Here is a 13,557-nt window from a genome sequence, read left to right as displayed (position 1 = left end):
TCAGTGCTCCAGGCGGAAATCAGGCTGCCAGCCCAGCACTTGACGGGCTTTCAGGGTGCTGACCTGGAGCTCGGCCTGGGCCAGGTTGTAGCAGCCCGGCACGCCCCGGTGGATGGCCAGCAGGGCTGCGTGGGCTGCGGCGTCCACATGGATCCCCAGGGGCGACTCTGCATGCTCCATGCCGGCATCGCCGCCGAACAGGCGACCATAACGCAACACCAAGCCTTCGATACCGGGCGTGCCCAGCACCTGGCGTTCCAGGTCGGCGATGCCATTGACGCTGATGCCCCTGGCGCCGGGTGCGGTGGTCTCCAGGGCTTGCTGTTCGTCCTGGGGCAGGGGGCCGGGAGCGTAGGCCCAGGCGATACTCTGGGCAATCAGGCGTTGCGCCCCGCCGGCCTGTGCCGCGCGGATCAGGCTGGCGGTGCCCAGGCGGCGGATCTCGGCGTTGCGCCGGATGCCCTCTTGCATGCGCGCCGGGTCGAGGCCGGCGGGCAGGTCGGTGAGCTGATGGATGACGATCTGCGGCTGGAATGCCTCCAGCAAGTGACACAGTTCCTCGGTCTGCAACACATCCAGCACCTGCGCCCGGGCGCCGGCCGCTTGCAGGGTGGCGACCTTGTCCGCGCTGCGGGTAATGGCCAGCACCCGGTGCCCTTGGGCCTTGAGCAGCGGCAGCAGGCGACGGCCGATGACTCCGCTGGCGCCGGCGATAAAGATGTTGTGGCTCATCTGCAACTCCTGAGGTCGGCCCGGGAACAGGCCGTTGGCGCAACTTTAGGCTTGCAATGGCTTGGTCAGAAGTGGCAAAAAACCACAAAATGACTGGGACAAGAGGTGTATCCCGATGCTTGCCGATCTCCAGCTGCCACTTGACCGCGGTTTGCCCCAGCCTGCCTATCGCCAGCTCTACGAGCGCTTCAAGGCGGCCATTGGCAAAGGCATCCTGCGCCCTGGAGAGCGGGTGCCCTCGATCCGCAACCTGGCCGGCGAGCTGCAACTGTCCCGTGGCACCGTGGAACTGGCCTATCAGTTGTTGATCGGCGAGGGCTATCTGCAGGCTCGTGGTGCGGCGGGCACCCAGGTGTCCATGCAACTGAGCGAGGCGCGTACGGCGGCAGTGTCCCGGCCCTTCGCTCCGCCCCGGGCGCTGAGCAGCATCCCCTTGGCGGGAGCACCGTTGCCCTATCAGCTCGGCTTGCCGGCGCTGGATGCCTTTCCCCGGGCGTTGTGGTCGCGTCTGCACAACCGCCAGGTGCGCAGGATGAGCCCGGCGGCGATGGGCTATCCCGCTCCTGCGGGGCTGGCGCCGTTGCGCCAGGCGTTGGCGGCGTACCTGAATATCTCCCGTGGCCTGGCCTGCGAGGCCGCGCAGGTGTTTGTCTGTGCCGGTTACAACGGCTGCCTGGAGCTGATTTGTCGGGCCCTGCTGCAGCCGGGGGACGGGGTCTGGCATGAGGATCCGGGCTATGTGCGCAGCCGGCGCTTGCTGCAGGCCGCTGGCGCGCAGTTGCTGCCCATGCCGGTGGATGAGCAGGGTCTGGATGTGCGGCACGCCGTCGAACGGGCGGCCCAGGCTCGCTTCGCCCTGGTGACGCCAGCGCATCAAAGCCCCTTGGGCGTGGCCCTGTCGTTGCCGCGACGGCTGGAGCTGCTGGAGTGGGCCGGCCGCCAGGGCAGCTGGATCATCGAGGACGACTACGACAGCGAGTACCGCTATAGCGGGCGTCCGCTACCGGCCTTGAAAAGCCTCGATCGCCAGGACCGGGTGCTCTACTGCGGAACCTTCAGCAAGGTGCTGTTTCCCGGGGTGCGCCTGGGCTATCTGGTGGTACCGCAAACTCAGGTCGAGCATTTCGAGCAGGTCGCCGCCAGTTTTCTCGGCGGCTGTCCGGAGCAGATCCAGGGCGTGGTCTGTGATTTCATCGAGCAAGGGCACTTCGCCCGGCATCTCAACCGCATGCGTGGTCTGTACGGCGAGCGGCGTCAGCTGGCCCGGCAGGCATTGAGCGCAGAACTTGGCGGGGCCCTGGATTTCGCCGATCTGCCCGGGGGCATGCATTTGCTGGCGCGTCTGGCGCAGGACGATCAGGCCCTGGTGCAGCGGGCGCGGGAGGCGGGGCTGGGGTTGCAGGCATTGTCGAACTGGTGTCTGCAAGCGCGTCCTGGTAACGGCCTGCTGCTGGGCTTCACCAATGTGCTGGACCCGTCCATGGCCAGCCAATGGGCGCAGCGCCTGGCGCGGGTGATGGCCTAGGTTCTGTACGAAAAGTGCCTGCGCTCGGTGATGTTGCGTTCCCCGCCTTGGGGTGACGGCCGATTCAGCGTTCGCTCAGGGAAAACTGAGTCAGGCAGAAGGTCGGAATGCCCATGTCTTCCAGCTTTTGCGAGCCGCCCAGTTCCGGCAGGTCGATAATGGCGGCGGCCTCGTGGATCTTCGCCCCCATGCGCCGGACCAGATTGGCCGCGGCGATCAGGGTGCCGCCGGTGGCGATCAGGTCATCGAACATCAGCACCGAATCGCCTTCGCACAGGCTGTCGGCATGGACTTCGAGAAAGGCCTCGCCGTATTCGGTCTGATAACCCTCGGCAAGCACGTCGGCAGGCAGCTTGCCTTGCTTGCGGAACAGAATCAGCGGCTTGTTCAGCTGGTAGGCGATGATCGAGCCGATCAGGAAACCGCGGGCGTCCATGGCGCCGATATGGGTGAAGTCTTGTTCGACATAACGCTGGACAAAGCTGTCGGCGACCAGACGCAGGGCCCTGGGCGACTGGAACAGTGGGGTGATGTCACGGAAGATCACGCCGGGCTTGGGAAAGTCGATGACGGGGCGGATCAGGGATTTGATGTCGAAGGAGTCGAAGGCCATCGTGGCGGTGTCCTGGCGTGCAAAAAGTAGAGCGCGCCAGTATAGCCCCGACCGAGCCGCTTGGCTCGGTCGGGCGGTACGGCCTCAGCCTTCCAGGGAGCCGCCGGCGAGGGCGCATAGCTGGATCGGGTCGAGAATGTGCACCTCTTTGCCTTCGGCGGCGATCAGCTCGTTCTGCTGGAAGCGGGTGAACACCCGGGACACGGTTTCCACCGCCAGGCCCAGGTAGTTGCCGATCTCGTTGCGCGACATGCTCAGGCGGAACTGGTTGGCCGAGAAGCCGCGGGCGCGGAAACGCGCCGACAGCTTGACCAGGAAAGTGGCGATGCGCTCGTCGGCGGTCTTTTTCGACAGCAACAGCATCATCTGCTGGTCATCGCGGATCTCGCGGCTCATCACCCGCATCAACTGACGGCGCAGTTGGGGCAACTGCAGGGCCAGTTCATCGAGGCGCTCGAAGGGAATTTCGCAGACCGACGTGGTTTCCAGGGCCTGGGCGGAGACCGGATGGATCTCGGTGTCCATGCCGGACAGGCCAACCAGTTCGCTGGGCAGGTGGAAACCGGTGATCTGCTCTTCGCCGCTGTCGCTGAGGCTGAAGGTCTTCAAGGCACCGGAGCGTACTGCATAGACGGAGTCGAAGGCGTCGCCCTGGCGAAACAGGAATTCGCCTTTTTTCAGGGGGCGGCCGCGTTTGACGATTTCGTCCAGCGCATCCATATCTTCCAGATTCAGAGAAAGTGGCAGGCAGAGGGGCGCCAGGCTGCAATCCTTGCAATGGGCCTGGTTATGAGCGCGCAGTTTGACTGGCTCGGACATTCAATAAAATCCTTGTGGGAAAGCACACATAAGCCGTAAGGGTAACTCACGGAAGGAGGTTCCGGCCAGTCCGTGGCCTATTGGCGCTTAGTCGTAAAGCTGTCCGTTCGTGGCCTCCAGGCCACTGCGGAAAAGCGCGCTCATGCAGTCCGTTCAAGGTATTTTCAGTGCTGGCCGTCACTTGCGGTTGCCGATTGTGTCGGCGTCAAGTATCAGGCTCGCACCGGGTCAGCTTCTATCGTCGTTTTTTTCTCGTGCCTGCGGCAAGTCGTCGCGCCCATAAGCCAGGTTGCACTGCCCGTCCTAGATGACCCGGGAGAAACGCTGTCGATTCTGTTGCTCCAGGTAGGCGTCGAACACCATGCACACCGAGCGCACCAGCAGGCGTCCGGCTGGCAGCACTTCGATGCCTTGGTTGCTCAGTTTGATCAGGCCGTCCGTGTCCATGGCCTGCAGTTGTGGCCACAGCTCGCCGAAATAACCGCGAAAATCGATGTTGAACTGCTGCTCGATGGCCTCGAACTCAAGGCTGAAATTGCAGATCAGTTGCTGGATCACCGCGCGTCTCAAACGGTCGTCCTGGTTGCACACCAGGCCGCGGCTGGTGGCCAGTTGCGCGCCGCCCAACAGGTTCTGGTATTGCGTCAGGTCGCTGCTGTTCTGGCAGTACAGGTCGCCGATCTGGCTGATGGCCGAGACGCCCAGGCCGATCAGGTCGCAGTGGCCATGGGTGGTGTAGCCCTGGAAATTGCGTTGCAGGGTCGATTCTTCCTGGGCGATCGCCAGCTCGTCGTCGGGCAGGGCGAAATGGTCCATACCGATGTAGCGGTAGCCCGCGGCGGTCAGTTGTTCGATGGTGCGCTGCAGCATCTGCAGCTTTTCCGCCGGCGCCGGCAGTTCGTGGCTGTTGATCCGCCGCTGCGGCATGAAGCGCTCCGGCAGGTGGGCGTAGTTGAACACCGAGAGCCGGTCCGGCTGCAGGTTGATGACTTCCTCGACGGTGCGGGCGAAGTTGTCCGGCGTCTGCTTGGGCAGGCCGTAGATCAGGTCGATGTTGATCGAGCGGAATTGCAGGGTGCGCGCCGCCTCGATCACCGCCCGGGTTTCTTCCAGGCTCTGCAGGCGGTTGACCGCGCGCTGTACCGCCGGGTCGAGGTCTTGCAGGCCGATGCTGACCCGGTTGAAACCGAGCTCGCGCAACAGGCCCATGGTCGACCAGTCGGCTTCCCGCGGGTCGATCTCGATGCCGTAGTCGCCGGAATCGTCGTCCAGCAGGTTGAAGTGCTGGCGCAGATGGCCCATCAGCTGGCGCAGCTCGTCATGGCTGAGAAAGGTCGGGGTGCCGCCGCCGAAGTGCAGTTGCTCGACCTTCTGGTTGGGGTCCAGGTGGCAGGCGATCTGCTGGATCTCCTGCTCCAGGCGCTGCAGGTAGGGCAGGGCGCGCCCACGGTCCTTGGTGATGACCTTGTTGCAGGCGCAGTAGTAGCAGATGTTCGCGCAGAACGGCACGTGCACGTACAGCGACAACGGGCGTAGCGCCTTGCGGCTTTCGCGCAGGGCATGCAACAGGTCGAAGGTGCCCACCTGGCTGTGGAATTGCACAGCGGTCGGGTAGGAGGTGTAGCGTGGTCCCGCCAGGTCGTAACGGCGGATCAGATCGGTGTCCCAACGAATGGCGTCGAGCATGCGGGAATTCCCCCGGTAGGCTGGCTGTGCTCGCGAGTCTAGGGGGTTGGCGCCGGAGCCATCTTGATTTGCATCAAGGATGGCTGGCGTGCAGCGCCTGTGGGGCGGGGGTCAGGTCGCTATTGGCAAGGCCGCGCCCTGCATCGGCGGCGGGATTTCAGTGCCCCATCAGCCAGTGCTGATGCGGGCCGGGCAGGGTCCAGATGCCGAACAGTATCACCAGCAGGCCACCGGTCATGCGCACGCTGCGTCGGCGCAACAGGGCGGTGACCCGCTCTGCCGCCAGCCCGGTGGCCAGCAGCACTGGCCAGGTGCCCAGACCGAAGGCCAGCATCAGCAGGGCGCTGTCGAACGCATTGCCCTGGCTGGCCGACCACAGCAGGGTGCTGTAGACCAGGCCGCAGGGCAGCCAGCCCCAGAGCGCGCCCAGCAGCAACGCGCGCGGCAGGCTCGACACCGGCAGCAGGCGGTTGGCCACTGGTTGTAGGTGCCGCCACAGGCCGCGTCCGAGGCTTTCGATACGGGTCAGGCCGCTCCACCAACCGGCCAGGTACAGGCCCATGGCGATCAGCAGCAGGCCGGCCAGGATGCGCATGGCCATGGCCGCCGGGCTGCTGGCCACGGCCCAGCCGGCCAGGCCGATCAACAGGCCGGCGGTGGCGTAACTGAGGATGCGCCCCAGGTTATAGGCCAGCAGCAGGCGAAAGCGCCGGCTGCGCTGTTCCTGGGGAATGGCCAGGGTCAGGGCGCCCATCAGGCCGCCGCACATGCCCAGGCAATGACCGCCGCCGAGCAGGCCGAGAATCACCGCGGAAACCAGCAGGGGCGCCAGCTCAAGCATGGGGCGGCGCCTGGTCTTTGGGTTCTGGACGCTCGCCTGGCGCCTGGGCCTGGTCGACGGCGGCGGTGTGCTTGGGGTCCTGATCGTCGAACAGAATGCTGTGGGCCGGGCCGTCGAGGTCGTCGTACTGACCGCTGTCGACCGCCCAGAAGAAGATGTAGATGGCGATGGCCACGATCAGCAGCGCCGCCGGGATCATCACGTAGAGAGCTGGCATGGGTAGGCTCCGGGCTCGCGCGGCTCAGGCCGGCAGCGGGCGGGGTTGGGGCGTGGGCTCGGCCCGGGGCTGGCCCGGCAGGCGAGTCAGGCGCAGGGCATTGAGCACCACGGTCAGCGAACTGATGGACATGCCGATGGCGGCCCAGACCGGCGTGATCCAGCCAAGGGCCGCGAACGGCAGCATGAGGCCATTGTACAGCCCGGCCCACAACAGGTTCTCGATGATTATCCGGCGCGTGCGGCGGGCCAGGCCAAAGGCCTGCACCAGCGCATCCAGGCGGTTGGACAGCAGCACCGCGTCGGCGCTGGTCTTGGCCAGGTCGGTGGCCGAGCCCATGGCCACGCTGATGTCCGCGGCGGCCAGCACCGGGACATCGTTGACCCCGTCGCCGAGCATCAGCACCTTGCGACCCTGGCGATGCAGCTGTTGCAGCACTTGCAGCTTGTCGTCCGGGCGCAGGCCGCCGCGGGCTTCGTCGATGCCCAGTTCGGCGGCGACACTGGCGACCATCGGCGAGCTGTCGCCGGACAGCAGCAGGGTGTTCCAGCCGCGCGCTTTGCAGGCGGCCAACAGCGCCGGGGCGTCGCTGCGCAGGCGGTCGTCGAGGACGAACCAGGCCAGCGGTCCCTGGCTATCGCCCAGCAGCAGCCATTGGCCGGCTTCGTCTGGCATCGATGGGGCCGGGCAGGCGCTGAGCTCGCAGACGAAGGCGGGCTGGCCGATGCGCAGGCGGCGCCCGCCCACCCGGCCTTCCAGGCCCAGCCCAGGCATGCTCAGCACTTCCTCGGCGGCCAGCGGCGCGCGGCCGAAGGCGCGGGCAATCGGGTGTTCGGAGCGGTTTTCCAGGGCGGCCGCGAGGCCCAGGCACTGTTCGCTGTCGAGCGCTCCCAGGGGGCGGATCGCGCGCAAGGCCAGGCGCCCTTCGGTGAGGGTGCCGGTCTTGTCGAAAATCACCGTATCGATCTGGTTAAGGCCTTCGAGTACATGGCCGCGGGTCAGCAGCAGGCCCAGCTTGTGCAGGGTGCCGGTGGCGGCGGTCAGCGCGGTCGGGGTGGCCAGGGACAGCGCGCAGGGGCAGGTGGCGACCAGCATCGCCAGGACGATCCAGAAGGCCCGGGAGGCGTCCAGCTGCCACCAGAGCAGGCCGATGGCGGCCGCGGCGATCAGGGACAACAGCAGGAACCACTGGGCGGCGCGGTCGGCGATCTCCGCCAGGCGCGGCTTTTCCGCCTGGGCCCGGTCCAGCAGGCGGACGATGGCTGACAGGCGCGTGTCCTGGCCCAGGGCCAGGACTTCGACGGTCAGCGCGCCTTCGACATTCAGGGTGCCGGCGGTGACCGCGTCGCCGATGCCGCGCGGCTGCGGCAGGTATTCGCCGGTGAGCAGGGATTCGTCGATGCTCGACTGGCCGTCGAGGATCTTGCCGTCGGCCGGCAGGATGGCGCCGGGGTGCACCAGCACTCGGTCGCCCAGGCGCAGTTCGTTGAGCAGGATGCGTTCGCTCTGGCCGTCGGTGCCCAGGCGCAGGCACGAGGCCGGCAGCAGGTTGACCAGTTGCGCGGTGGCGGCGGCGGTACGTTCGCGGGCGCGGCGTTCCAGGTAGCGCCCGGCCAGCAGGAACAGGGCGAACATGCCCACGGCATCGAAATACAGCTCGCCGACCCCGGTGATCGAGGTCCAGATCCCGGCGACGTAGGCGGCGCCGATCGCCAGGGACACCGAGACGTCCATGGTCAGGTGGCGGGTGCGCAGGTCGCGCAGGGCGCCTTTGAAAAACGGCGCGCAGCTGTAGAACACGATCGGCGTGGTGAGAAACAGCGCGACCCAGCGCAGGATGGTGTGCAGTTCGGGGCTCAGGTCGATATTGAATTCCGGCCAAGTGGCCATGGTCGCCATCATCGCCTGGAACCACAGCAGGCCGGCCACGCCCAACTGACGCAAGGCCCGGCGGTTTTCACCGGCCAGTTGCTCGGAGGCTCGGTCGGCCTGATAGGGATGGGCGGCGTAGCCGATCAGGCGCAGCTCGCTGAGCACCTGGCTCAGGGGGAGCTGGCTGTCGGCCCAGCGCACGTGCAAGCGATGGTTGGACAGGTTCAACCGCGCTTCGGCCACCGCCGGCAGGCTGCGCAGGTGTTTCTCGATCAGCCAGCCACAGGCTGCGCAGCTGATGCCTTCCATCAGCAGGGTGGTTTCGGCCAGTTCGCCTTCATGCCGGACGAAGGGTTGCTGCACATCCGTCCGGTCGTACAGCGCCAGTTCGTCCACCAGTTGCACCGGCAGGGCTTGCGGGTTGGCCGAGGCTTCGCTGCGATGGCTGTAGTAGCTCTCCAGGCCGCCGGCGACTATGGCCTCGGCCACCGCCTGGCAGCCCGGGCAGCAGAACTCGCGGGGGGCGCCGAGCACGACGGCGGTGAAGCGGCCGCCGGCGGGAACCGGCAGGGCGCAGTGGTAGCAGGGCAGTGGCGTGGTCATCGCGGGTCTTTGTTCTAGGGGCGGACCTCATCGCCGACCTGCGAGGCAGCTGGCCGGCGATACTCGAAGGGCGCTTACTGGTCCAGGTGTTCCGCGCCTTGCAGCGGTTCGTCACCCAGCAGCAGGTCCTTGTCGTGGCTGACCTGTTCTTCCTCGAACAGGCGCCAGGTCTTGTCGCCTTCGATGCCCAGCAGCTCGACGAAACGGCGGCCATCGACCTTGTCGCTCAGTTGGCCGATGTAGCGGCCCGGTTCGGTTGCGCTGCGGGCGAGGGTGATCTTGCGGTCCTTTTCCGGCTGGGTCGGCGAGATCAGGTTCAGTTCCAGGGTAGCGGGCGCGCTATTGCCGTCCAGGCGCAGCTCGACTTCGCCGGTGACACTGTCCAGGTGCAGGCTGGCGCGCAGTTGCAGGGTCTGGGCCAGGAGTTCGCGGTCCAGGGAGCGGTTGATGCCTTTGCCGGCCTCGTAGTAGTTGTCGTTGACCAGGTTGTCCGGGTTGCGCACGGCGATGCCGACCATGGTCAGGCTCAGGCACACCGAGGTGGTCAGGATGCCGATGATGATCCAGGGCCAGAGGTGCTTGTACCAGGGGCTTGTGGCGGTCGCTGCAGGCATGATGACTTCTCTTAACGAATTTGTGGGCCGATGAACCGGCTCTTGGCTTCAACGTGAACGCTTTGGTCGTCGGCGTCCTTGAGGATGAATTTCACCTCGTTGGTGCTCGACGGCAGTTGTTCCGGCGAACTCGACAGCTCGACCGGCATGCTGACGATATCGCCGGCAGCCACCTTGATCTCGCGTTTGCCCTGCAGCTTGAGGTCCGGCAGGCCGGCGGCGTCCAGGACGTAGGTGTGGTCGCGCTGGTCCTTGTTCATGATCTTCAGGCTGTAGACGTTCTCGATCCGGCCTTCGGCGTTCTCGCGGTAGAGCACGCGGTCCTTGCTGACGTCGAAGCCCACCAGCGAACGCATGAAGAACGCGGTGACCAGCAGGCTGATCATCGTCAGCAGCACCAGGGCATAACCGATCAGGCGCGGACGCAGTTTATGGGTTTTCTGCCCGGACAGGTTGTGTTCGGTGGTGTAGCTGATCAGGCCGCGGGGGTAGTCCATCTTGTCCATGATGTTGTCGCAGGCGTCGATGCAGGCGGCACAGCCGATGCATTCGATCTGCAGGCCGTCACGAATGTCGATGCCGGTCGGGCAGACCTGGACGCACATGGTGCAATCGATGCAGTCGCCCAGGCCCATGGCCTTGTAGTCGACGCCTTTCTTGCGCGGGCCGCGACCTTCGCCGCGGCGTGGGTCGTAGGACACGATCAGGGTGTCCTTGTCGAACATCACGCTCTGGAAGCGGGCGTAGGGGCACATGTAGATGCACACCTGTTCGCGCAGCCAGCCGGCGTTGCCGTAGGTGGCGAGGGTGAAGAAGCCGACCCAGAAGTACGACCAGCCATCGGCCTCGCCGATGAAGAAGTCCACGACCAGTTCGCGGATCGGCGAGAAGTAGCCGACGAAGGTCATGCCGGTGACGAAGCCGATCAGCAGCCAGAGGCTGTGTTTGCTGAATTTGCGCAGGAACTTGTTGGCGCTCATCGGCGCCTTGTCGAGCTTGATGCGCTGGTTGCGGTCGCCTTCGGTGACCTTTTCGCACCACATGAAGATCCAGGTCCAGACGCTCTGCGGGCAGGTATAGCCGCACCAGACACGGCCGGCATACACGGTGATGAAGAACAGGCCGAAGGCCGCGATGATCAGCATGCCGGACAGCAGGATGAAGTCCTGGGGCCAGAAGGTGGCGCCGAAAATGAAGAACTTGCGCTCCGGCAGGTTCCACCAGACGGCCTGGTGGCCGCCCCAGTCGAGCCAGACCGTACCGAAATACAGCAGGAACAGCAGGGCCCCGCCCATCATCCGCAAGTTGCGGAAGAGGCCGGTGAAGGCGCGTGTGTAGATTTTTTCCCGGGAGGCGTAGAGGTCTACGCTGTTGTTCGAATTCTTGGCAGGGGGGGTAACGTCGTGTACCGGAATCTGGTTGCTCATCATTGCATCCCACGGCAGTGGAGAAATGCCCCGGTCAGTACGTGCCGACCGCGATCAAATAGAGGTGTTGCAGTGGCGTAATGATACGCCTGTCGCTCTAGCTCAAGGGTGCGACCTTTGGTCGCGTTGGGGTAAATCAATTGATGGTGTAATGACTTGAATCAATTGACTTGTGAATTATGGACCCTTTTTCGCTGCGACAGCATTGGATCGTGTCGAAGCAACTCAGGGGAAAGCGAAACGAAAAGGCCCCGCCAACTTCCGTTGGCGGGGCCTTTTTTGTTACCCGAAGGTGTCTGCCTTATTGGGCTTCCGCCGGCTTGTCACCATGGGACAGGCTGTAGACGTAAGCGGCCAGCAGGTGGACCTTGTCGTTGCCTTGCAGCTGTTCCTGGGCAGGCATCTGGCCCTGGCGGCCGTAACGGATGGTCTGCTGCAACTGGGCGAAGCTCGAGCCGTAGATGAACGCGCCCGGGTGGGTCAGGTCAGGCGCGCCCATGGCTGGGGTGCCCTTGCCGGCCGGACCGTGGCACGCCACGCAGTTGGCGGCGAAGATCTTCTGGCCATTGGCCGGATCGGCCTTGGCGCCTTCCGGCAGCTTGCGGCCATCGAGGTTGGTCAGCACGTAGGCGGCAACATCGCTGACGCCCTGTTCGCCGATGACTTCGGCCCAGGCCGGCATCACCGCGTGACGACCGCCCATGATGGTGGTCTTGATGGTTTCCGGCTCGCCGCCCCAGCGCCAGTCGGCGTCGGTCAGGTTCGGGAAGCCATAAGCGCCCTTGGCGTCGGAGCCGTGGCAGACCGAGCAGTTGGAGGCGAACAGGCGGCCACCCATCTTCAGGGCTTGCGGGTCCTTGGCGACTTCTTCGATCGGCATGGAGGCGAACTTGGCGAAGATCGGACCGAACTTGGCGTCCGACTTGGCCATTTCCTTTTCCCACTCATGCACGCCGGTCCAGCCCGACTGGCCGTTGGCGAAAGGGGTCTGCTTTTCGTTATCCAGGTAGCTGTAGCCTGGCAGTACGCCTTTCCAGTTACCCAGGCCCGGGTACAGCACCAGGTAACCCAGGGCGAAGACGATGGTGCCGACGAACAGCATGAACCACCATTTCGGCAGCGGGTTGTCGTACTCCTCGATCCCGTCGAAGGAGTGGCCAACCGTCTCGTCGGTCTGCTCGGCGCGCTGGCCCTTGCGGGTCGACAGCAGCAGCCAGGTCAGGGCGAAGATGGTACCCAGACTGAGGACTGTGACGTACAGACTCCAGAACGTAGTCATTCTTTGTTACTCCTAGAAGCTTGCTCGACGTGCTTGATGGCTTCGGGATCATCCGCGAACGGCAACAAGGTCGCGTCATCGAACTCGGACTTGCGCTTGGGGCTGAACACCCACAACGCCAGGCCGATGAAGGCCACCATGACCACTACGGTGCCCAGGCCACGAATCATCCCGATATCCATCTAGATCACCGTTTGCTTTTGATGATGGTGCCCAGGCCTTGCAGATAGGCCACCAGCGCGTCCATTTCGGTTTTGCCCTTCACGGCATCCTTGGCACCGGCGATGTCTTCGTCGGTGTAAGGGACGCCGAGCGTGCGCAAGACTTCCATTTTTTTCGCGGTGTCTTTGCCGTCGAGCTTGTTTTCTACGAGGAACGGGTAAGCCGGCATTTTCGACTCGGGCACCACGTTGCGCGGGTTATACAGGTGCGCACGCTGCCAGTCGTCGGAGTAACGGCCGCCGACGCGGGCCAGGTCCGGGCCGGTACGCTTGGAACCCCACAGGAACGGGTGGTCCCAGACGCTTTCACCGGCGACCGAGTAGTGGCCGTAGCGTTCGGTTTCAGCACGGAACGGGCGGATCATCTGCGAGTGGCAGCCGACACAGCCGTTGGCGATATAGACGTCGCGGCCTTCCAGTTCCAGGGCGGTGCGCGGCTTCATGCCTTCCACCGGCTTGTTGGTGACGTCCTGGAAGAACAGCGGGACGATCTGGGTCAGGCCGCCGATGCTGACGGCGATAACCATGAAGAAGGCCAGCAGGCCGATATTCTTCTCTACTGCTTCATGCTTCATCAGTGAACTCCAACTACAGCGATCTGAGCGGCGGCGTCAGCGTCAGCCGGGTTCGAGGCGCGAACGGTACGGAATACGTTGTACGCCATGATCAGCATGCCGGTGGCAAAGAACGCACCGCCCAGGGCACGCACGATGAAACCAGGGTGGCTGGCTTGCAGGGCTTCGACGAAGGAGTAGGTGAGGGTGCCGTCATCGTTGATTGCACGCCACATCAGGCCCTGGGTGATGCCGTTGACCCACATCGAGGCGATGTACAGCACGGTACCGATGGTAGCCAGCCAGAAGTGGGTGTTGATCAGACCGATGCTGTGCATCTGCTGACGACCGAAGACTTTCGGGATCAGGTGGTACAGGGCGCCGATGGAGATCATCGCGACCCAGCCCAAGGCACCGGCGTGTACGTGGCCGATGGTCCAGTCGGTGTAGTGCGACAGCGAGTTGACGGTCTTGATCGCCATCATCGGACCTTCGAAGGTCGACATGCCGTAGAACGCCAGGGATACCACCAGGAAGCGCAGGATCGGGTCGGT

Annotated in this window: 14 protein-coding genes; 1 reads left to right on the top strand and 13 read right to left on the bottom strand. The window is 64.7% G+C overall.

The window, feature by feature from the left end:
• Window positions 1-732, bottom strand: a complete 732-nt coding sequence (locus ACQKQA_RS11770; RefSeq protein WP_427557099.1) for an NAD-dependent epimerase/dehydratase family protein — start codon at window positions 730-732, stop codon at window positions 1-3.
• A 115-nt stretch (window positions 733-847) separates the two neighbouring features.
• On the opposite strand from ACQKQA_RS11770, the gene ACQKQA_RS11765 reads away from it, so the two are divergent.
• Entirely contained in the window at window positions 848-2,257 is a 1,410-nt protein-coding gene (locus tag ACQKQA_RS11765; protein WP_427557096.1) for a PLP-dependent aminotransferase family protein, read from the top strand.
• Window positions 2,258-2,321: 64 nt separating this feature from the next.
• Here ACQKQA_RS11765 and ACQKQA_RS11760 read toward each other — a convergent pair whose 3' ends face one another.
• From ACQKQA_RS11760 to ACQKQA_RS11705, 12 genes are all read right to left on the bottom strand, one after another.
• On the bottom strand, window positions 2,322-2,870 hold the full coding sequence (locus ACQKQA_RS11760) for an adenine phosphoribosyltransferase (protein WP_427557093.1): 549 nt from the start codon (window positions 2,868-2,870) through the stop codon (window positions 2,322-2,324).
• Window positions 2,871-2,954: 84 nt separating this feature from the next.
• Window positions 2,955-3,689: a fumarate/nitrate reduction transcriptional regulator Fnr gene (gene fnr / locus ACQKQA_RS11755; RefSeq protein WP_427557091.1), complete on the bottom strand. Its 735-nt coding sequence runs from the start codon at window positions 3,687-3,689 to the stop codon at window positions 2,955-2,957.
• Window positions 3,690-3,992: 303 nt separating this feature from the next.
• Complete coding sequence (hemN, locus tag ACQKQA_RS11750) at window positions 3,993-5,375, bottom strand: oxygen-independent coproporphyrinogen III oxidase (protein ID WP_427557088.1); 1,383 nt, start codon at window positions 5,373-5,375, stop codon at window positions 3,993-3,995.
• Between the two features lie 157 nt (window positions 5,376-5,532).
• Window positions 5,533-6,216: a sulfite exporter TauE/SafE family protein gene (locus tag ACQKQA_RS11745; RefSeq protein ID WP_427557086.1), complete on the bottom strand. Its 684-nt coding sequence runs from the start codon at window positions 6,214-6,216 to the stop codon at window positions 5,533-5,535.
• On the bottom strand, window positions 6,209-6,433 hold the full coding sequence (ccoS, locus tag ACQKQA_RS11740) for a cbb3-type cytochrome oxidase assembly protein CcoS (protein WP_427557084.1): 225 nt from the start codon (window positions 6,431-6,433) through the stop codon (window positions 6,209-6,211). Before ccoS ends, ACQKQA_RS11745 begins: the two co-directional genes overlap by 8 nt.
• A 24-nt stretch (window positions 6,434-6,457) precedes the next feature.
• The gene (locus ACQKQA_RS11735) at window positions 6,458-8,908 is read right to left on the bottom strand and encodes a heavy metal translocating P-type ATPase (protein ID WP_427557081.1); all 2,451 of its coding nucleotides are present in this window, start codon (window positions 8,906-8,908) and stop codon (window positions 6,458-6,460) included.
• 74 nt (window positions 8,909-8,982) lie between these two features.
• Window positions 8,983-9,522, bottom strand: a complete 540-nt coding sequence (locus ACQKQA_RS11730) for a FixH family protein (protein ID WP_427557078.1) — start codon at window positions 9,520-9,522, stop codon at window positions 8,983-8,985.
• 11 nt (window positions 9,523-9,533) lie between these two features.
• A complete protein-coding gene (gene ccoG, locus ACQKQA_RS11725) occupies window positions 9,534-10,949 on the bottom strand; it encodes a cytochrome c oxidase accessory protein CcoG (RefSeq protein ID WP_427557075.1) in 1,416 nt (471 codons plus the stop codon).
• 301 nt (window positions 10,950-11,250) lie between these two features.
• Window positions 11,251-12,228: a cytochrome-c oxidase, cbb3-type subunit III gene (ccoP, locus tag ACQKQA_RS11720; protein WP_427557074.1), complete on the bottom strand. Its 978-nt coding sequence runs from the start codon at window positions 12,226-12,228 to the stop codon at window positions 11,251-11,253.
• A complete protein-coding gene (locus ACQKQA_RS11715) occupies window positions 12,225-12,410 on the bottom strand; it encodes a CcoQ/FixQ family Cbb3-type cytochrome c oxidase assembly chaperone (protein ID WP_003183474.1) in 186 nt (61 codons plus the stop codon). The genes ccoP and ACQKQA_RS11715 overlap by 4 nt, the downstream gene beginning before the upstream one ends.
• Before the next feature lie 5 nt (window positions 12,411-12,415).
• A complete protein-coding gene (gene ccoO, locus ACQKQA_RS11710) occupies window positions 12,416-13,024 on the bottom strand; it encodes a cytochrome-c oxidase, cbb3-type subunit II (RefSeq protein WP_009042961.1) in 609 nt (202 codons plus the stop codon).
• A partial coding sequence (locus ACQKQA_RS11705) for a cbb3-type cytochrome c oxidase subunit I (protein WP_427557069.1) occupies window positions 13,024-13,557 on the bottom strand: 534 nt, incomplete at its 5' end. The genes ccoO and ACQKQA_RS11705, both read right to left, overlap by 1 nt.

This window comes from Pseudomonas sp. NPDC089530, assembly GCF_050280705.1.
Taxonomy (GTDB): domain Bacteria; phylum Pseudomonadota; class Gammaproteobacteria; order Pseudomonadales; family Pseudomonadaceae; genus Aquipseudomonas.
This window is presented reverse-complemented; position numbering and strand designations above follow the sequence as displayed.